Below are 19,287 nucleotides of genomic sequence, written 5' to 3'. Positions count from 1 at the left end.
TGACAGGTATGAACATTTACGGCAACGCTGGACCAAACCGCGCGGAGTGACCATGTCCAACGACCCTCTTCTGCAGCCCTATCAGCTCAAGCATCTGACGCTGCGCAACCGCATCATGACCACCAGCCACGAACCCGCCTATCCCGAAGACGGCATGCCAAAAACGCGCTATGCGGCCTATCACGCCGAACGCGCCAAGGCAGGAGTTGCGCTGGCGATGACGGCGGGATCGGCAGCGGTGTCCAAGGACAGCCCACCCGTTTTCAACAATATCCTCGCCTACAAGGACGAGGTCGTGCCCTATATACGTCAACTCACTGATGCCTGCCACGACCACGGCTGCGCGGTGATGATCCAGTTGACCCATCTGGGACGCCGAACCACCTGGAACAAGGGCAACTGGCTGCCCTCCGTTTCCTCGTCCAAACACCGCGAACCGGCACACAAGGCGTTTCCCAAGCTGGCCGAAGACTGGGACATTGAGCGCATCATCACCGATTTCGCCGATGCCACAGAGCGGATGAAGGAAGGGGGCATGGACGGGATCGAATTGCAGGTCTACGGCCACCTGCTTGACCAGTTCTGGTCGCCGCTGACCAACGATCTGGACGGGCCTTATGGGGGCCAGACGCTCGACAGCCGGATGAAGCTGCTGCTCGACGTGCTCCGTGGCATTCGCAAGCGCGTAGGCGACGATTTCATCGTCGGTCTGCGCTATACGGCAGACGAGGCCGAGGCGGGCGGGATCACCCGTGAGGAAGGCATCGAAATCTCGAGACGGCTGGCCGCGACCGGTATGGTGGATTTCCTGAATGTGATCCGGGGTCGTATCCACACCGATCCCGCAATGACCGACGTGATCCCGGTGCAGGGCATGAAAAGCGCGCCGCATCTGGATTTCGCGGGTGCCGTTCGTGCTGCCACCGGCATGCCCACCTTCCACGCCGCGCGCATCCCTGATGTGGCAACGGCGCGCCATGCGGTACAGGCGGGTCTGTTGGACATGGTCGGTATGACCCGTGCTCACATGGCCGATCCGCATATCGTGAAAAAGATCATCGAAGGGCGCGAGGATGATATCCGCCCGTGTGTCGGCGCGACCTACTGTCTGGATCGTATCTATGCCGCAGGTGAAGCGCTGTGCATTCACAACCCGGCCACGGGCCGTGAGCTGACAATGCCGCACGAGATCACGCCTGCTGAGACCCGCAAGAAAGTGGTGATCGTGGGCGCGGGTCCGGCAGGGCTTGAAGCGGCGCGGGTGGCGTCTGAGCGGGGGCATGACGTGACGGTGTTCGAGGCGCAGCCCGATCCCGGTGGTCAGGTTCGCCTGACCGCGCAGAACCCACGCCGCCGCGAGATGATCGGCATCATCGATTGGCGGATGGCACAATGCGCCGCACGCGATGTGGACTTCCGCTTCAACACTTGGGCCGAGGCCGAGGATGTGATTGCGCTCACCCCCGACGTCGTGATCGTCGCAACTGGGGGGCTACCCAATACGGAGCTTTTCGAGGCTGGGCGTGAGAACGAGCTTGTCACCTCGTCCTGGGACATCATCGCGGGCGACGTGAAACCCGGGCAGTCGGTTCTGATCTACGATGAAAGCGGCGACCACCCTGCCCTCATGGCCGCCGAAGTGGCTGCGAATGCAGGCAGCACGGTTGAGATCATGACACCCGACCGCACCTTCGCGCCCGATGTGATGGCGATGAACCTTGTGCCCTATATGCGCGCGCTTCAGGACAAGGACGTGACCTTCACCGTAACCCGACGGCTCAAGGACGTGATGCGCGACGGCAACCGCCTGAAGGCGGTGATCGGCACGGATTACAGCGATCACACCAGCGAAAAAACCTATGATCAGGTGGTGGTGAACTACGGGACGATTCCGCTGGACGATTTGTATTTCGCGCTCAAGCCATTGTCGTCGAACGGTGGGGCGGTGGATTACGACGCGTTGATCGACGGCCAGCCGCAGGATGTGACCCGTAACGAGAGCGGCACGTTCCAACTGTTCCGCATCGGCGACGCGGTCAGCGCCCGCAACACTCACGCCGCGATCTATGACGCGCTGCGTCTGGTTAAGGACATCTGAGGCGCATGCAGATGCCGATTAATGAGGCAATTTTCTGCTGGTCGAGCGCTCCTTTTGCGCCCTGTTTTCACGCGAAACCGACGCTTGGGAAACCGCAACGAGACGCGGGTCGCAAACTGAATTTGCGGCGTCGCAAATCATGACGTGGGCCGTCGCCTTGCGTGCGATTGCGCGATCAGAAAGCCGGGCTTTGGCCCACCCCCATTTCATCCCATCGCCGATTGGCGAGAGACCATATTCATAGGTGTCCCATGCTGCGTGAAGCCGATGTCTTGTCCACGTTGATGCGTCGCAAACCGGCGCATTCCCTCGCTCAGGATCTCTATTGCGACCCCGGCGTCTTTCAGGCGGATATGGAGCGGATCTGGTATCGCGAGTGGCTGTTCGTGCTGCCCTCCTGCGAAATCCCGAAGCCGGGCAATTACGTCGTTCACGACGTTGGTGCTTATTCGGTGGTGATTGTGCGCGGCAACGACAACGAGATCCGCGCCTTCCACAATTCCTGCCGCCATCGCGGGTCGGTTCTGTGCAAGTCGAAGAAAGGATCGAACCCCAAGCTCGTTTGCCCCTACCACCAGTGGACCTACGAACTGGACGGCAAGCTGCTTTGGGCGCGCGACATGGGGCCGGATTTCGATCCTTCGAAACATGGGCTGAAACAGGTCCACTGTCGCAACCTGTCCGGTATGGTCTATATCTGCCTTGCGGATGATGCGCCTGATATCACCGAGTTTGCCGCCCAGACCGCGCGCTATCTTGCGCCGCATGATCTGGAGAATTCCAAGGTCGCGTTTGAGAGCACCATCGTGGAACATGGCAACTGGAAGCTGGTGTGGGAGAACAACCGGGAGTGCTACCATTGCTCGGGCAACCACCCGTCGCTCTGCCGCACTTTCCCCGAAGACCCGCGCTATATCGGGTCGGACAATTCGGGCGTTCTGTCGGAGGTGGCGTCGAACCACATCACCCGCTGCGAAGCGGTGGGCGCACCATCGGCCTTTCTTGAATCAGCGCTGGGCGATTGGCGCTATGTGCGCACGCCGCTGCTCGACAGCGCAGAAAGCTATACGATGAACGGCAAGGTCGCGGTGGCAAAGCCCAACTCCTCGATCCCGTTCAAGGATGCAGGGTCGCTGCTCAAGTACAAGTATCCGGGCTGCTGGAACCACTTCCTGTCGGATCATATCCTGCTGTTCCGCGTGACACCGATCAGCGCGATGGAGACCGAAGTCTGCACCAAATGGCTGGTCCACAAGGACGCGGTCGAAGGGCAGGATTACGACCTCAAGCGCCTGACCGAAGTGTGGCTTGCCACCAATGACGAGGACCGCGAGGTGGTCGAGAACAACCAGCGTGGCATCCAATCCCCCGCCTATACGCCGGGTCCCTATTCGCCCACCCATGAGGGCGGCAACATCCAGTTCACCGACTGGTACGCGACCACGATGATCCGAGGGATCACCGGCGGCGCGACCCCGATCGCGGCGGAATGACCCTATGGCCCTCGATGCCGATCTGACCGCCACCGCCGATGCCGGCATCTGGACCGATGCTGAACCGTTGGTCTGCTGTGCCGTGGTGCCCGAAGCGCCAAACACAGCGACCTTCAGCTTTGTCTCTCCATCGGGCAAGCAGTTCCGCTATGAGCCAGGGCAATTCCTGACGTTGGAATTGCCGGTGCCCGGCGGCACTCTATGGAAGACCTACACAATCTCCTCCTCGCCGTCGCGGCCTCTGACCATCGCGGTCACGGTCAAGGCGCAGTCCGGCAGTATTGGCACGCGCTGGATGCTGGATCATCTGAAGCCGGGCATGCAGATCAAGGCGACGGGACCAGCGGGTATCTTCACCCTACCCCGCGCGACCAAGAAGAAATACCTTTTCCTCTCGGCCGGGTCCGGCATCACGCCATCGCTGTCGATGACCACTTATCTCTATGACCGGGGAACCGATATCGACGTGGTTTTTGTCAACTGCGCGCAGCGCCCTCAGGACATCATCTGTCGCCAACGGCTGGAGCAGATGGCCAGCCGCGTTCCGTCAATCAAGCTGTTCTTCATTGTCGAGGAAGACGACCCCTACCGCGTTTGGACCGGGTTTCGCGGGCGGTTGAACCAGTTGATGATCGGTCTGATCGCAGGCGACTATCTCGAGCGCGAGGTCTATTGCTGCGGGCCGGAACCATTCCTGGACGCGGTGCGCGACATGCTGATCGGTCTGGGCTACGACATGGAGCGGTACCATCAGGAAAGCTTTGTCGCCCCGGTCAAGAAGGAAGAGCAACTTCCCGACCATGACGATGTGATCCCGGATGACAGCGCCACGGCCAGTGTCGTTTTCGCACGATCAGATGTCACGGCAGAGTGCATGGAAACCGATACGGTTCTGGCGGTCGCACGCGGTGCGGGGATCGTCATCCCGTCGGGTTGCACCTTTGGTGTCTGTGGCACCTGCAAGATCCGCAAGACCGCCGGCGAGGTGCATATGGTCCATAACGGCGGTATCTCGCAGGACGACATCGACAGCGGCTACATTCTGGCCTGCTGTTCCAAGCCCATCGGCGCGGTCGAGATCGACGTCTGACCCGACCGCGCGAAAGTTTCAGCCCTCAATCGGTCGGGCAAGGCGCACCGCTGTCTTGCCCGGCCAAAGCCGCCGCGACGGCATGATGAGCACCGTCGGGTCATGCGGCGCGAGAACCTCGCGGTCTCCGTCATGGCCGATCAGCGTGCCTTGCTTAAGGTGTTCGAACCCGCGCCAATCCTGCGCAAAGCGGAAGTTGTCGGTTTCTATAGTGACGGGCTGCATCACCTCGTAATACTTTGTCTCAGGCTTAGGCGGACGCGCGTTCATGCGATCCTGCTGGAAATCGGGCGCGACAGCACCTGTGGCGCGCAGGAAACCGATGCAGCAATCCTTGGCCACGTCGGCCGCCTCGGCTTCCCAATGCTGACCACATTCGACCAATGCCGCGTTGCGGGCTGATGCCGGGTCGGCGAAATCCGCGAAATCCCGCATCCGCTGCCCTTCGGCATGGCCCTTGTCGGTCACGACGATCCCCGGCCAACCGATCTGCCCGCCAAGCGTTCGTCCTTTTACAGTGGGTCCGGCGATGATCAGCGGGTCGGTCTTGTGCTGCATGGAATGGATGTCGAGCAGCAGATCGACCGTGCTGAGCCACGGGCGGATCTCCCGCGCACGCTCCACTTCCGGTGTCACACGGCGATCAGGATCATCAAGAACGCCCTCGCCCCAAAGACGGTTGAAATCCTCTTCGACCCAGCGCGTGGCATCCGGCACTTCGGGATCGAACGCCTCGTATGCCGCGATGTTCACAAATGCGAAGGACAGCGCGCCTCTCAGCGGGCGCAGGTTCATCTGCATCAGCCAATCAATGGCGATGGCACCGCAAGGTTCATTGCCATGCACCACGGCAGTGATCGCCACATGCGGACCTGCCACACCACTGTCAAAGGTCCAGACATAGGGGATGCCTGTGTTGCCAGACGCGTAGCCGGAGATGTCCGGCGGGGACAGTTCGACCGAATAGATATTGGGCAAACCTGTTGCAGAGCTCATTGCGCAAAGCTTTCCTTGAGGGCCGCAGCGACATGGTCGGCCAGATGGCGGGACAGATCCGAGAAGGTGGCTTTCAAAGCATCATACCCGGCATTCGGTTCGCGGGTGCGCTCGTCCATATAGAGCTTGCGATTGACCTCGATCTGGAGCGAATGCCGACCTTCGGCTGGCGCGCCATTCGCGCGGACCAGTTCCATTCCCTTATAGGGATCGTTGATGGCCACGCTGTAGCCCCGTCCGGTCAGAAAGCTCTCGACTGCTGCGGTGAAGGCAGGGGCACAGGCGGTCCCATCCCGGTCGCCCAGCACGAAGTCGGGGCGCGGGGTACCCTTGTCCTGCGTCGACATGGCTGACGCCACCTCTTGCATCGAATGGCAGTTTACGTGCCAGACCGTGCCCCAGTGCGCGTGTGCGGCATCCAAGAGTGACCGAAGCTTGGTCTGGTACGGGCGGTGGTAGTTGGTCACCCGCGCGTAGACCTCGTCTGAGGTCAGTGGGCGGTCATACAGCGGCCCTCCGTCCGGTGGCACGCGTGTCCAGCAGAGGCCAATGCCAAGCTGGCTTTTGATCGACGGGTTCAGCGATTCGGGATACACCCCCTCAATCGCTGCAGGGTCCATATCGTCGGATGCGCGGTTCGCATCTACGTAAGATCGCGGGAAATGCGCGTGCAAGAGCAGCGCCCCTGCCTGAACAGCCCCGGCCCAAAGGTCATGCACATGGGTGTCCTCGGCGTGGCGCAGCGTTTGCGGATCGGCAGCATGATTGAAATCCAAAGGGTAGTCGGTGCCGGAATGAGGGCTGTCCATCACAAGAGGAAGGCGCTGCGTGCCCTGTCCTTCGACAGTCAGCACACCGGGAATATGCAGGGTCATTCAGTTCCTCCGTCTTCGAGATGGCAGGCGATGGCGCGGGTGCCCTCGTGACGCAACACCGGAACCTCGCGCTGGCAGCGTGGCCCCGCGAAGGGGCAGCGTGGGTGGAAATGGCAGCCGGGTGGAGGGTTCAGCGGCGACGGGATTTCGCCCTTGATCGTCCGAAAGCTTTGCCGCCCGCCATCCAGCCGCGGAATCTGGTCGATCAGCGCCTGCGTATAGGGATGGCGCGGCGCATCAAACAGCGCTTCGGTTGTGCCGATCTCGACGATCCGGCCCAGATACATCACCACCACCCGGTCGGCGATGTGTTCGATCACCCCAAGGTCGTGGCTGATGAAAAGGTAGGTCAGGTCCAGATCGCGGCGCAGGTCCTGAAACAGGTTGATCACCTGCGCCTGAATCGACACGTCCAACGCCGCGATGCTTTCATCACAGATCAGAAATTCGGGTTTGACCGCAAGCGCGCGGGCAATGCCGATACGCTGGCGCTGGCCACCGGAGAACTGGTGCGGGAAGCGCTGGGCGTAGGCGGGATCAAGCCCGACCTTTTCCAGCGTCGCGGCCACGTAGTCCGGCATTTCGCGCCGGGAGGTGAGGCCGTGATAAACCGCCGCTTCCCCCACAATGTCCTCAACCCGCATCCGGGGATTGAGCGATGACATCGGGTCCTGAAAGATCATCTGTATCCGCAGTCGCGCAGACTTGGCCTCGGGCGTTGCGGCATCGGTCACATCCACGCCTTCAAACCGGATTTTGCCACCCGTCACCGGCAACAGGCCCGCCACCATGCGGCCCAAGGTGGATTTGCCACACCCGGACTCACCGACCAGCCCGACCACTTCGCCCCGCGCAACCGAAAAGCTGGCACCATCAACGGCGTTGACGCAGCTTTCCGAGACATTTGCCCCCAGCTTGCGCGCCAGCTTTTCAATGGAATCGAGCTTGCGGATGAATTGCCGCGACACGGCATCGAGTTCGAGCATCGCGGTCATGACAGCGCCTCGCGTTCCAGCACGGGGAAGTGACAGCGCAAGTGCTGGCCCGGCGCTGGTTCGGTAATCCGTGGCGCATCCTTACGACACTGATCCTGGACGCGGAAACAGCGCGGCGCGAAGGCGCATCCTTCTGGCAATCGGGCCATGTTGGGGGCCATACCGGGGATCTGCGCCAACCTTTGCCCTCGGTGCCCGTGCCCGGGGATCGATCCGAGCAATCCGACAGAATAGGGATGACCGGGCTGCGTTAGCACCTGATCCGTCCCACCTGTTTCGACGATGCGCCCCGCATACATCACCGCCACACGATCAGCGAGGCCTGCCACCACGGCAAGGTCATGGGTGATCCAGATCAGCGAGGTTCCGGTTTCCTTGGCCAAGCCCTGCACCTCGGCAAGGATCTGGCTTTGGATCGTCACATCCAGCGCCGTCGTCGGCTCGTCCGCGACGATCAGGTCGGGACCGTTCAGCAAGGCGATGGCAATTGCCACACGCTGCCGCATGCCGCCGGAAAACTGGTGCGGATAGGCTTCAAGCCTCTCTGCAGGGGATGGAATGCCCACCTTGGCCAAAGCCGAGATCGCCCGATCCCGTGCCGCCTTGGCGCTGACCCGCTCATGGGCGCGCACGGCTTCGATCATCTGGGTGTCGATCCGCAGCACCGGGTTCAGCGTCATCATCGGATCCTGAAAGATCATCGCGATCCGGTTGCCGCGCATCCGCCGCATCTCGGGTTCAGACAGTTGCGCCAGGTCCTGCCCGCGAAAGAGGATTTGACCGCCCACCACCCGGCCCGGCGCATCGACAAGGCGCAGGATGGAAAACCCGGTGACCGACTTCCCCGATCCGCTTTCCCCTACAAGGCCCAGCACCTCGCCTTCATCAAGCGCGAAATCCACGCCATCGACTGCCTTCACGACCCCCGCATCGGTGAAGAAATGGGTTTGCAGGTTCCTGACTTCGAGAACGCTCATTTCCGCAACCTCGGGTTCAGGGTGTCGCGCAGACGGTCGCCGACAAGGTTGATGGACGCCACGATGGCCAGCAACGCCACGCCGGGATACATGCTCATCCAGTATTGGCCAGACAGCATGTAGTCATAGCCATTCGCAATGAGCAGCCCGAGCGACGGCTGCGTGACCGGCACACCGACCCCCAGAAAGGACAGCGAGGATTCCAGAACGATGGTGTTCGCTATCTGCACGGTCGAAATCACCAGAAGCGGCGGAATGCAGTTGGGCAGAAGGTGGCGGAAGATGATCTTGCGCACCGGCAGCCCCAGACCCCGCGCGGCGTCGATATATTCCTTTCGGGTTTCCGACAGCGCAGTCCCCCGTACGGTGCGGGCGTAATAGGCCCATTGCACGATGATCAGCGCGATCACCACCTTGTCGAGTCCACGCCCGAAGGCGGCCATCAGCATCAGCGCCACAAGGATCGATGGGAAAGACAGTTGCAGGTCCACCAGCCGCATCAAGATCGACTCGATCCGGCCTCCGGCCCACGCGGCATAGATGCCGACCACCACGCCAATCGCCATCGCAATCAGCGTCGCTACGATCGCCACGCTGAGCGACACGCGCAGCCCATAGAGGATGCCCGACAGGATGTCACGGCCCTGCTCGTCCGTACCCAGATGATAGGTGAAGGTTCCGTCGAAATTGGTCGCGCCGGGCGGCAGGCGCCCATCCATGATATCAAGCTGGCGCAGGTCGTAAGGGTTCTGCGGCGAGATTTCGTTGGCGAAAAGCGCAAGAATCACCAGAAGAACAAGGCTCCCGGTCGCGGCATAGGCCATCGGGCCATTGAAGAACTGCCTGCTCCGCCCCTTGAGCAGCTGCGCCGCCAGCGCGACGCCTGCGAGGAACAGCACAATCCTTGCAGGCAGGCTTGCCCAATCCGGCCCAAAAGCGAGAGCAATCGTGGCAAGGCACACCACACCAATTGCGGGCCACAGCATGCGGTCCCGTACCGGGGGCTGAGCGGTCTGCGGGATCGACGTTTCGGTCATGACGTGCCTCCGGTGACACGCACACGCGGATCAAGCAGGGTGTAGAAAATATCGACGACAAGGTTGATGACGATGAAGATCAGGACCGTCATCATCAGGTAGGCAACGATCACAGGCCGATCCAGCGTCAGGATCGAGTCGATCAACAACTTGCCCATGCCCGGCCAGGCAAACACGGTCTCGGTGACCACGGCGAAGGCGATCATCGATCCCAGTTCGAGCCCAAGGACAGTGACGATGGGGATCATGATGTTCTTGAGCACATGTACGAACAGGATGCGCGTCTCCGAAACCCCCTTGGCGCGGGCGAATTTCACGTAGTCCTGCACCAGCGCTTCTTGCGTCCCCGCACGCGCCAATCGGGTCACGAGTGACGCTTTGTAAAGCGCAAGCGTCAAAGCGGGCAGGATCATGTATTGCAGACCGTTTTCGGAAAAGATCGACAGTCGAATGCCAAACACATCCACCGTGTCCCCCCGTCCCGTCGAGGGAAGCCATCGCAACTCGACGGCGAAGATCAGGATCAGCAGCATCCCGACCCAGAAATTGGGCAGCGAAAAGCCGAAGATCGACCCGGTCATGATCGCCCGGCCCTGCCATTTGTCGGCCTTGTAGCCTGCGTAAACACCCAACGGCACGCCAATCAGGACCGAAAAGATCAATCCCAACGCGGCCAGTTCGAGCGTCGCGGGCATGTAATGCAGGATAAGTGTGACCGCGCTTTCGCCATGCACAAAGCTGCGACCAAGATCACCCTGAAGCGCGTTGCCGACGAAGGTGAAAAACTGAATGTAGATCGGCTGGTCGAACCCGAACCGCGCCATGGTCTCTTCGATCTCGCGCGGGGTGGCGTCCGGGGAGATCAGAATGTCGATCGGATTGCCGATCATGTAGATCCCGAAAAACACGATCACCATCATCGCCAAGGCGACGAAAATGGACTGCGCGATCCTTCTGAGCAGGTAAACGAGCATCGTGCACGGACTTTCCGAGGGATGGGATTGCGGGAACATCCCGCGGCGAAGTCCTGCCTCGCCGCGGGGTTGGTCGCACTTAGTTTGCGGGCGTGATCAACGCCGGCAAGGTGTACTGGTCGACACGCGGCACATAGCTGACCTTGTCGGTCATGGCCCAGGGTGTCACTTCGAAATGCAGCGGCAGGATGGCCCAATCCGCCATCGCGACACGCGACGATTCACGCAGCAACTCCTGACGGGCGTCATCGTCCACGGTGGCCAGTGCCTTGGTCAGCAGATCGTCCACCTCGGGGTTCGAATACTGCCCCCGGTTGGTGCCGCCATAGCCACGATCACCATCCCGTGTGGCGACAAGGGCCTTGATCGGCGATGACATTTCGCCTGTGCCTGCACCCCAGCCAGCCAGATAGACCGAGAATTCAAACGCATTGCGGCGCGAGAAGAAGGTCGAAGCCGTCACGGCGTCGATGCCGGTTTCCACACCGATCCGCGCCCACATCTGCGCCACGGCCTGAGCCACCTGTGCGTCGTTGATGTAGCGGTCGTTCGGCGTGCCGATGGTGATGCCAAAGCCGTTCGGATACCCGGCCTCGGCCAAAAGCGCCTTTGCACGGTCGGGATCGTAGGGTGCGGGCGGCATTTGCCCTTCTTCATGCGCGCCGAACATGCCTGCGGGAAGCAGTTCACCCGCGGCCACGGCGACACCGCCCATGATGCGGTCGACGATGGCATCGCGGTTGATGGCAATGGACAGGGCCTCACGCACGCGCACGTCTTTCAACGGGTTCTTGCCGTCGGTCCCGGTGATCATCGGGCTAGGTTCCTGTGCGTGGTCCATATGCAGGTAGATCACACGGTTCGAGATCCCCTGAACCACCTTCAATCCACCTTCGGAATTGATCCGCTCCAGATCCTGAAGCGGCGGGTTTTCGATGAAATCGACATCTCCCGCAAACAGCGCCGCAACCCGCGGACCATCCGAGGTCAGAGGCTTCATGCTCACCCGTTCCCACGGAGCAGCATCCCCCCAATAGTCGGGATTGCGCACCAATTCGATGCCTTCACCCCGGCGGAAGCTTTCCAGAAGGAACGGCCCGGTGCCAATCGCGGCAGAGCCGTCGTTGAAGGCTTGGGTTTCCGGATAGGCCAGATCGCCACAGCCATCGGGCGAGAATACGATCGACGCCCCATCGACACCATTGGCCTTGGCCGAGATGATTCCCCAAGTCGAGAACTCGGTCGGCAACAGCGGATAGGGCGACGCGGTTTCAACGATGAGTGTCAGCGGATCGGGGACTTCAAACCCGGTGACCGCCTTGGTGTAGGTCGTAAAGAGCGACGGCGAGTCCGGCACGCCCGGAATGCGGCAGACGGAATAAACAACGTCATAGGCGTCAAAGGTTGATCCGTCCGAGAAGGTCACACCGTCCCGCAGCTTGAATTCCCAGCGCGTGTCATCAAGCGGCTTCCAGCTTACAGCAAGCTCCGGGTAAAGCTTTTGCTTGTCGTCCGTGCCAACCAGCGACTGGAAGATGTTGCGCCGAAGCTGGTTGTTCGGTCCGAGGTTGTGAAAATGCGGGTCAGCCGAACTGGGTTCAGAGGCCAGTCCAATCCGTAAATCCTGTGCAACAGCGGGCAGTGCCGGCAATGCAGTTGCAACGGCAAGCGCTGTCAGGCGCAGATACCTGAGGTTCATGTCATATCTCCCTGCGTGTCCGGGTCCGGCAATTCGGCCCGAATTGGTTTTTGTGTTTGAGAATGACACCAAGCCTAACACCGCATCAAAACGAAGGAAGTGTAGACTCGATGCTGATTTGCTATAGACATATGTCAAGACCGCATGATTGGCGGTCACAGCCCAACCTCCCGGTTGAAGAGGTGACATGCGCAGCAATTGGCATTCGATCCGCGAATACGAAGCACTCCGTGCGGTGATCACCTCAGGCACCACCAATGGCGCAAGCCGCCTGCTTGGCGTCACTCAACCAACCGTCAGCCGCGCCATCAGCACATTGGAATCCCGTCTGGATGTTGTGCTGTTCGAACGGCGCGGCGGCAGGTTACGCCCCACGGCCGAAGCGCTGCGGCTGAACGCGCAACTGGATCGCCTGTTTGATGCCATTTCGCTGATCAACGGCACCGATCCCGACGACCCAGGCAGCCAGCCTTTGCGCCTTGCCGCTCCGCCATCTCTGTCGGATCTCGTCGGCACGCAAATGGCCAGCTTCATGAAGCTGCATCCCGGACAGCGCATGTCGCTGGAAACCTGTACCTCGAACGGATTGGTGAGCCGACTGGTCGACGATTCCGTGGATCTGGGGTTCACCCATGCCGATCTCACCCATTCCGCGATGGAACTGATCCCCTTTCATTCCAGCGAAGCGGTTTGCGTGATGGCGCGAAACCATCCGCTGTCCAAACACGAGGTCATCACACCGGACCTGCTGCATGGTGTGGATTTCATTTCCATTCTGCGCCGTCACATCGTGCGGTCCCGGCTGGACCGGCTGTTCGCCGAAGCAGGGTCGGTGCCGCATCGTGTCGCCGAGGTGGCGACCGGGCTCAGCGCGGTCACGCTTGCGCGGCAAGGTTGCGGCGTGTCGATCATCTGTCCTTTCCCGGTCTTGCGCGCCGATGATCCGACGCTGATCATCCGCCCCTTCCTGCCTAAGTTTTATTATCGCACGTCCTTTGCCGTCTCGACGGTACGACCGCTGACCCGTGAGGCTCGGGCCTTTATGCGGCATGTGAAACTGTCGATCCGGTCAGACCCGGCTTGGCATGGCTCCGACAACAAATCGGCGGAACCCAGTGCCGAGTCTCTTCTGCAAGCCGAGGTCGCGGGATCGGTCTTGTTCTAAACCGACGCTGCGAGGAGCGCACCAAGCGCCATCGTCACCGCCGCCTGCGTCGGGTCGATCACGGGAACACCCAACTCCGCCTCAAGCGCAGCATGATGCCGCGCCATCCCGGCACAGCCAAGGATCACGGCACCCGCGCCGTGGGCCTTGAGGGACGTGCCAACCTCAACCAGTCGGACAAAGGTGCCCTGCCCCCGTGCGCTTTCATCGACACTCATGTTCAACGCGATCTCGCAGGCCAGCCGATCCAGAACCTGCATCCGTGCCATGTACCGACGGTGGCGCGGAATCGACCCGTCGGCCAGCGCAATGACCCCGAACCGGTCCGCCCGCGCCATCGCGGTCAAAACGCCGCTTTCCTGAATGCCGAACACCGGCTGCGGCACGACAGACCGGCAGGTGTCGATACCGGGATCCGAATAGCAGGCGATCACGAAGGCCCCGGCATCCGGGCGCGATTGCATGAGCGCGGCCAGCGGCAGGATCACGCTGTCGGAATCGCGCTGGCTTTCGATGCCGAACGGGCCTTCCTTCAATGTCAGGCATTCGATGGCTGGACCGCCTTGCAGGCTGAACGTGGCCAGCGCGTCGCGCAATCCATCGGTCACAGCCTGATTGGAGTTCGGATTGATGACCACGATGGGTCCGGTCACTTGAGGATCTCCGCGCCGAAATTGGTGGCCGGGTCGGTCTCCGGCAGGCATGTTCCCGTCAACCCCGACAGATCGCTGCGCCCACGTTTGACAAAGGCACCATCCCCCGGTTTGGCAATCAGTTCGCCTTGATCCACGATCCGCTTTCCGCGTGTCAGAACCGTGATCGGCCAGCCGGTCACTTCCATCCCTTCGAACGGGTTGTAGTCCATCGCGTCGTGCATCTCGCCCGCGATGCGGGTCTCTGTCGGGTCCCAGATCGCGATATCGGCGTCCGCCCCGATGGCCAAGGTGCCCTTGTTCGGGTGCATCCCGTAAAGCCGCGCCGCGTTGGTCGAGGACAGGGCAACAAACTGGTTGAGGTTGATCCTGCCTTTGACCACCCCTTCCGAGAACATCATCGGCAGGCGCATCTCGATCCCCGGCATGCCGTTGGCGATCTTGCGGAAATCCACGTCCCGACCGTTCGAGAACTTGCCCGTATCATCATACCGGAACGGCGCATGGTCCGAGGACACGACGCTGAACGTGCCGCGCGCGATGTGCCGCCAGAGCACCTCTTGCGTGTGGGTATCGCGCAGAGGCGGCGAACAGATGTATTTCGCCCCCTCCATCCCCGGACGGTCCAAATCGTGTTTCGTCAGGAACAGGTATTGCGGGCAGGTTTCGCCAAAGACATAGGCCCCATCCGCGCGGGCTTGCGCCACCAGTTCCGCACCTTTCGGCGTGGAGACATGCACGATCATCAGCGGCGCATTGGTCAGCTTGGACAGGCTGATCGCTCGGTTGATCGCCTCTTCTTCCGCCAAACCGGGACGCGCGGGGGCGTGGAACTTGGGTTCGGTATAGCCATTGTCCGCCAAGGCGGAGGCCATCCATGTCAGCATGTCGTGGTTTTCCGCATGCACCATCGTCAGCCCACCATGCCGGCGCGCCACCGTCAGGATATCCAGAAACTGCGCATCGCTGACGCGGGTGGCGTATGTCATAAAGACCTTGAACGAGGTGATGCCCCGGTCGAAAACCCCCGGCAGTTCCTCAAGAACCGATGGGTTCGGATCGGTCAGGATCAAGTGGTAGGAATAATCGATCACCGATTTGGGGGCTGCGCGTCCATCATAGGTGGCCAGCGTGTCGGCCACGCTCTGCCCCGGTTTTTGCGCGGCAAACGGTACGAAACAGGAATTCCCGCCAAACGCCGCTGAGATCGAGCCGGATTCGTAATCGTCCGACGTCATCAGCCCCATGCCGCTTTCCTGCGCGATATGGCAATGCGCTTCGATCCCGCCGGGCAGGACCAGCTTACCCGTGGCGTCGATCACGTCTTCACCGCTCAGGTCATGGCCCAAGGTCGCGATCTTGCCGTCGCGGATGCCGATATCGGCGCTAAACGTTTCGGACGCAGTGGCAAGCGTGCCACCCTTGATCACCAGATCATGCTGCATGATGTCGTTTCCCTTCTAGCCCAATGCCGCCAGCTTGCGAACCAGCCTGTCCATCAGCCGGGTCAGTTCGTCGTGATCGGCCTTGGTCATCGACGGTCCCGGCGCGCGCACCTTAGGGGCCGCCAGCACACCCCGACGGTGCAGGATTTCCTTGCGGATGGCGAGCCCGATGCCCAACTGCTGCTCGTATCGCACCATCGGCAGATAAGCGTCGAACAGATCTTCCGCCCCGTCCACATCCCCCGACTTGTGCCGTTCGACCACTTGCACCAGCATCTCGGGATACGCGAACCCGGTCATTGCACCATCTGCGCCGCGCGCCAATTCCTGAGGCAGGAAAAGCGCGGCGTTGCCTGTCAGGATCGATAGGCGCGGTGTGTCGGCGGTGCCACTCTCGGCCCGCACGCGAGACAGCTTGTTCAGCCCCGGCCAATCCTCGTGTTTGAGCATGACGATCTGGTCATGGTCGCGGGTGAGCTGCAGGATGGTTTCCACGCTGAACTGCACGCCTGTGGTTTGCGGGTAGTCCTGCATACAGACCGGCACGTCCGACCCCAAAGCGGAACAGACCTGAGCGTAATACCCCTTGAGTTTTACCTCGGTCGCCAGTCCCGGCATCGGGGCCACCATGACGCCAGCGGCACCTGCATCCATCACGCTGTGCGAGAGCCGCGCCATATTGTCGAGCCCGGCACCAGAGACCCCCACAACCACGGGCACCCGGCCCGCGACGCGATCAAGGATGTGCTTGGCAAAGCGTGTCGATTCTTCGCCAGACAGCTTCGGGGCTTCCCCCATGATGCCAAGGATCGTCATCCCCGTCACACCACAGTCAAGGTAGAAATCCACCATGCGGTCGGTGCTGTCCAAATCCAGCGCGCCGTCGCTCGCAAAAGGCGTGGCGGCGATGATGAAAACCCCTTCAGACTGCCTGTCGATCCGGTTTGGCATTGCAAAATTCTCCCTTGATTGCGGCCGGTCCGGTCGTTGGGTGCCGGTCGGTCCGTCTGGCCGCAGAATACCCATCATTCGAAAACACGCCAGCATCCGCTGCCGGGTTGTCGGCGGCGGATGCGCAAGCGATCAATTATGCGGCATTCTCAGATGACGGTAACGGTCAGGCTGCCCAATCCGTCGATGCTCAGCTCCATCGTGTCACCCTTCACCACCGGGCCCACACCGGACGGCGTGCCGGACAGGATCACATCACCGGGGGCCAGTTCAAAATACTCGGACAGGTACGAGATCATTTCCGGCACCTTCCAGATCATCTGGTTCAGGTCGCCTTCCTGGCGCACCTCGCCGTTGACCTTGAGCTCGACGCGGCCCTGGTCGAGATGTCCCACCTCTTCCACGGTGTGAATCGGTCCGCAGGGCGCAGACTGTTCGAACGCCTTGCCGATCTCCCATGGGCGACCTGCCTTTTTGGCGATTCCCTGCAGGTCGCGCCGCGTCATGTCGAGCGCCAGTCCGTAGCCAAACACATGGTCGAGCGCCGACGACACCGGAATGTTGGTCCCACCCGTCTTCAAGGCCACCAGCATTTCTGCCTCATGGTGCACATCCGACGTGTGCGGTGGATAAGGAAAGGCATCCGACGTACTGAGATTGTTGGGATTTTTCTGAAAGAAGAACGGATCTTCGCGGTCCGGATCATGACCCATTTCGATCGCATGAGCCGCATAGTTGCGACCGATGCAGTAAATCCGGCGGACCGGAAACATCGTATCCTGCCCGGCCACGGGAAGTGCCACGACAGGCGGCGTTTCGATTGCGTATTGGGTCATGCGGTTCTCCGGATTTTTTGAAGGCTTAGGGTGGATTAGCTCAGCGCCATGCGTAAATCAATTCTAGACCACCCGGCGAAATGCAAGAAAAATCATTGATTGATCGCCCAATTTAGGCTTACCGTCAGACCAGAACCGCCAAATTGGTGGAAATTGGTTGACCAATGTGAGGGCCGAGTCGTGCTCATGAACTCTGTCACGGTGGATGCGGATGACGTGGTTTCCAAACTGCGGTCCTACATTGCCGAAGGGGGATACAAGCCCGGTGACCGCCTTGAATCAGAGCGGGATCTGATTGTGCGCCTTGATGTGACCCGTGCCCGACTGCGCAAGGCGCTGGACACTCTGGAACACGAAGGAGCGATCTGGCGACACGTCGGAAAAGGCACGTTCATCGCGTCGCCCAATGTCACGTCTGGTCCAAGCAACCTCAAACTGCTCAGCCAACAGGTCACACCCGTGCAACTGATGCGGGCCCGCCTGTCGCTGGAACCAGCCATTGCCCGCGAAGCTGCCCTGCACGCGTCCGAAGAGGCGGTTCGGCGTCTCAAGCGATCCCGTGACCTCGCGACCGAAGCACCGAACTGGGACGAATACGAAGCGCAGGATGACAATTTTCACCGCGTTCTGGCCGAAGCGACGGACAACGTGCTGTTGCTGTCCTTGTTCGACCATCTGAACGCCGTTCGACGCGCCGTTGCGTGGAACATGGTCATTCGCACGTCAGAACGTCCGCCGCGCACCCATTCGAGCTTTGCCGAACATGACGCCATTGTCGCAGCCATCGAGGCGCGCGACCCCAAGGCCGCTCAGGAGGCCATGCGCGCACATCTCGGTTCGGTCTCTGCAAGATTGTTTGGGGAGGCCTGAAGACAAGAGCACAACCCGCGGGACAGAAACAACAAAAACGCCCCGCACATGACGACGATCAACACGATCTCAGGGAGGAGACACATGTTTCGTTTTCTAAAGGCAGCCGCCGTCGCGGCTCTGGTACTGCCCTCTGCCATCGGCCTCAGTGCCGGACCGGCACAGGCCGAGAAAATCCGCATCGCGCTTGCGGAAACCCCGTCAGACGAGCTTGCGGCGTTCTTCGTGGCGCTGGACCGGGCCAAGGCCAATGGTCTGGACTATGAATGGACCGCGTTCTCGGACGAAGAGCTTGCCATCCAATCCGTGCTGAGCGGCCAGATGGATATCGGCTTTGGCACGCCTTATGCGGCAATGCAGCGCTCCAAGGCGCCGCTGCGGATCATTTTCCAGCTGTCCAAACTCAAGTTTTTTCCGGTCACGACCAAGAAATACAGCTCGCTTGAGGATCTGAACGGCGAACCGATCCTGCTGCATTCGCGTGGCGGCGGCACGGACTCGATTGCGAACGTGATCGAAGAGCGTGTCGGCATCACCTTTGGCGAACGGTCCTACGTGCCGGGGTCTTCAAACCGAGTGGCGGCCCTTCTGGGTGGGCGCGCAGATGCAACCATAATCGATTTGTCCAACAAGAACAAGCTGATGCGCAGCGAAGCTGGTGGAAACTTCAACGTTCTGGAGATGTTTGAAGTTGATGCAAGCGACGAAGCACTCTTCGGAAACCTGAACTGGATTCAGGAAAACGAAGAAGACGTTTCGATCTTCGTCAATGCGCTGGTCAGCGTCTGGCAGGACATGGCCAAGGATCCGACGATCATCCGCCGCGAGACCAATCCGGACGGCCCCATCGGCCAGCTTCCGGCCGAGATCCTTGCTGAACTCGACGGGTTCTATGCGGATGCGGTCGAAGGTGGCCTTTACGATCCCAATGGCGGTGGCCGCAAAGCCGCGATGGCCGACATGGAGTGGTATTCGGCCGCCGGTCAGCTTGAAGGCACACCGGACCAGTTGAACATCGAAGACTTCTGGTATCTCGCCCCGCTTGATGCCGCGATGAAGTAAGCCTCTGTGCTGCCGCTGCGCGGGTCCTTCGCGCAGCGGATCTGTCTCTTTGCAGTCTGAAAGACTCCGCC

Annotated in this window: 17 protein-coding genes; 6 read left to right on the top strand and 11 right to left on the bottom strand. The window is 60.9% G+C overall.

All coding sequences use genetic code 11. The annotated features are described in order from the left end of the window. Positions 1-52: 52 nt before the first annotated feature. The 3 genes from ACMVPR_RS05580 (at position 53) to ACMVPR_RS05570 (ending at position 4,681) form a co-directional block, all read left to right on the top strand. Entirely contained in the window at positions 53-2,098 is a 2,046-nt protein-coding gene (locus tag ACMVPR_RS05580) for an FAD-dependent oxidoreductase (RefSeq protein WP_416882051.1), read from the top strand. Positions 2,099-2,349: 251 nt separating this feature from the next. Next, positions 2,350-3,591 (top strand): aromatic ring-hydroxylating oxygenase subunit alpha, encoded by a 1,242-nt coding sequence (locus ACMVPR_RS05575; protein WP_416882050.1) that lies wholly within the window; start codon positions 2,350-2,352, stop codon positions 3,589-3,591. Between the two features lie 4 nt (positions 3,592-3,595). After that, positions 3,596-4,681, top strand: a complete 1,086-nt coding sequence (locus ACMVPR_RS05570) for a 2Fe-2S iron-sulfur cluster-binding protein (protein WP_416882049.1) — start codon at positions 3,596-3,598, stop codon at positions 4,679-4,681. Positions 4,682-4,699: 18 nt separating this feature from the next. Here ACMVPR_RS05570 and ACMVPR_RS05565 read toward each other — a convergent pair whose 3' ends face one another. The 7 genes from ACMVPR_RS05565 to ACMVPR_RS05535 form a co-directional block, all read right to left on the bottom strand. Further along, positions 4,700-5,677 (bottom strand): succinylglutamate desuccinylase/aspartoacylase domain-containing protein, encoded by a 978-nt coding sequence (locus ACMVPR_RS05565; RefSeq protein ID WP_416882048.1) that lies wholly within the window; start codon positions 5,675-5,677, stop codon positions 4,700-4,702. Then, positions 5,674-6,552 (bottom strand): N-formylglutamate amidohydrolase, encoded by an 879-nt coding sequence (locus ACMVPR_RS05560; protein ID WP_416882047.1) that lies wholly within the window; start codon positions 6,550-6,552, stop codon positions 5,674-5,676. Before ACMVPR_RS05560 ends, ACMVPR_RS05565 begins: the two co-directional genes overlap by 4 nt. Next, complete coding sequence (locus tag ACMVPR_RS05555) at positions 6,549-7,547, bottom strand: ABC transporter ATP-binding protein (RefSeq protein WP_416882046.1); 999 nt, start codon at positions 7,545-7,547, stop codon at positions 6,549-6,551. The genes ACMVPR_RS05560 and ACMVPR_RS05555 overlap by 4 nt, the downstream gene beginning before the upstream one ends. Then, positions 7,544-8,524 carry an ABC transporter ATP-binding protein gene (locus ACMVPR_RS05550; RefSeq protein ID WP_416882045.1) on the bottom strand — a complete coding sequence of 327 codons (981 nt, stop codon included), beginning with the start codon at positions 8,522-8,524 and terminating at the stop codon, positions 7,544-7,546. The genes ACMVPR_RS05555 and ACMVPR_RS05550 overlap by 4 nt, the downstream gene beginning before the upstream one ends. Beyond that, positions 8,521-9,561, bottom strand: a complete 1,041-nt coding sequence (locus tag ACMVPR_RS05545; protein WP_416882044.1) for an ABC transporter permease — start codon at positions 9,559-9,561, stop codon at positions 8,521-8,523. Before ACMVPR_RS05545 ends, ACMVPR_RS05550 begins: the two co-directional genes overlap by 4 nt. Continuing rightward, positions 9,558-10,535 (bottom strand): ABC transporter permease, encoded by a 978-nt coding sequence (locus tag ACMVPR_RS05540; RefSeq protein ID WP_292268399.1) that lies wholly within the window; start codon positions 10,533-10,535, stop codon positions 9,558-9,560. Before ACMVPR_RS05540 ends, ACMVPR_RS05545 begins: the two co-directional genes overlap by 4 nt. 79 nt (positions 10,536-10,614) lie before the next feature. After that, on the bottom strand, positions 10,615-12,234 hold the full coding sequence (locus tag ACMVPR_RS05535) for an ABC transporter substrate-binding protein (RefSeq protein ID WP_416882043.1): 1,620 nt from the start codon (positions 12,232-12,234) through the stop codon (positions 10,615-10,617). Positions 12,235-12,421: 187 nt separating this feature from the next. On the opposite strand from ACMVPR_RS05535, the gene ACMVPR_RS05530 reads away from it, so the two are divergent. Then, the gene (locus ACMVPR_RS05530) at positions 12,422-13,399 is read left to right on the top strand and encodes a LysR family transcriptional regulator (RefSeq protein WP_416882042.1); all 978 of its coding nucleotides are present in this window, start codon (positions 12,422-12,424) and stop codon (positions 13,397-13,399) included. Here the strand turns inward: ACMVPR_RS05530 and ACMVPR_RS05525 are convergent. From ACMVPR_RS05525 to ACMVPR_RS05510, 4 genes are all read right to left on the bottom strand, one after another. Further along, positions 13,396-14,052 (bottom strand): aspartate/glutamate racemase family protein, encoded by a 657-nt coding sequence (locus tag ACMVPR_RS05525; protein WP_416882041.1) that lies wholly within the window; start codon positions 14,050-14,052, stop codon positions 13,396-13,398. The two genes, ACMVPR_RS05530 and ACMVPR_RS05525, sit on opposite strands and share 4 nt — an antisense overlap. Next, positions 14,049-15,497, bottom strand: a complete 1,449-nt coding sequence (gene hydA / locus ACMVPR_RS05520) for a dihydropyrimidinase (RefSeq protein ID WP_416882040.1) — start codon at positions 15,495-15,497, stop codon at positions 14,049-14,051. Before hydA ends, ACMVPR_RS05525 begins: the two co-directional genes overlap by 4 nt. A 15-nt stretch (positions 15,498-15,512) precedes the next feature. After that, the gene (locus ACMVPR_RS05515; RefSeq protein WP_416882039.1) at positions 15,513-16,448 is read right to left on the bottom strand and encodes a dihydrodipicolinate synthase family protein; all 936 of its coding nucleotides are present in this window, start codon (positions 16,446-16,448) and stop codon (positions 15,513-15,515) included. Between the two features lie 149 nt (positions 16,449-16,597). After that, positions 16,598-17,284, bottom strand: coding sequence for a fumarylacetoacetate hydrolase family protein (locus ACMVPR_RS05510; protein WP_416882038.1), 687 nt, complete (start codon positions 17,282-17,284; stop codon positions 16,598-16,600). Positions 17,285-17,470: 186 nt separating this feature from the next. On the opposite strand from ACMVPR_RS05510, the gene ACMVPR_RS05505 reads away from it, so the two are divergent. Beyond that, on the top strand, positions 17,471-18,154 hold the full coding sequence (locus tag ACMVPR_RS05505) for a FadR/GntR family transcriptional regulator (RefSeq protein ID WP_292267992.1): 684 nt from the start codon (positions 17,471-17,473) through the stop codon (positions 18,152-18,154). An 84-nt stretch (positions 18,155-18,238) separates the two neighbouring features. Then, on the top strand, positions 18,239-19,216 hold the full coding sequence (locus ACMVPR_RS05500; protein ID WP_292267991.1) for an ABC transporter substrate-binding protein: 978 nt from the start codon (positions 18,239-18,241) through the stop codon (positions 19,214-19,216). The last annotated feature ends 71 nt before the right edge of the window (positions 19,217-19,287 follow it).

The organism is Marivita sp. (assembly GCF_048006345.1).
Classification (GTDB): domain Bacteria; phylum Pseudomonadota; class Alphaproteobacteria; order Rhodobacterales; family Rhodobacteraceae; genus Marivita.
This window is presented reverse-complemented; position numbering and strand designations above follow the sequence as displayed.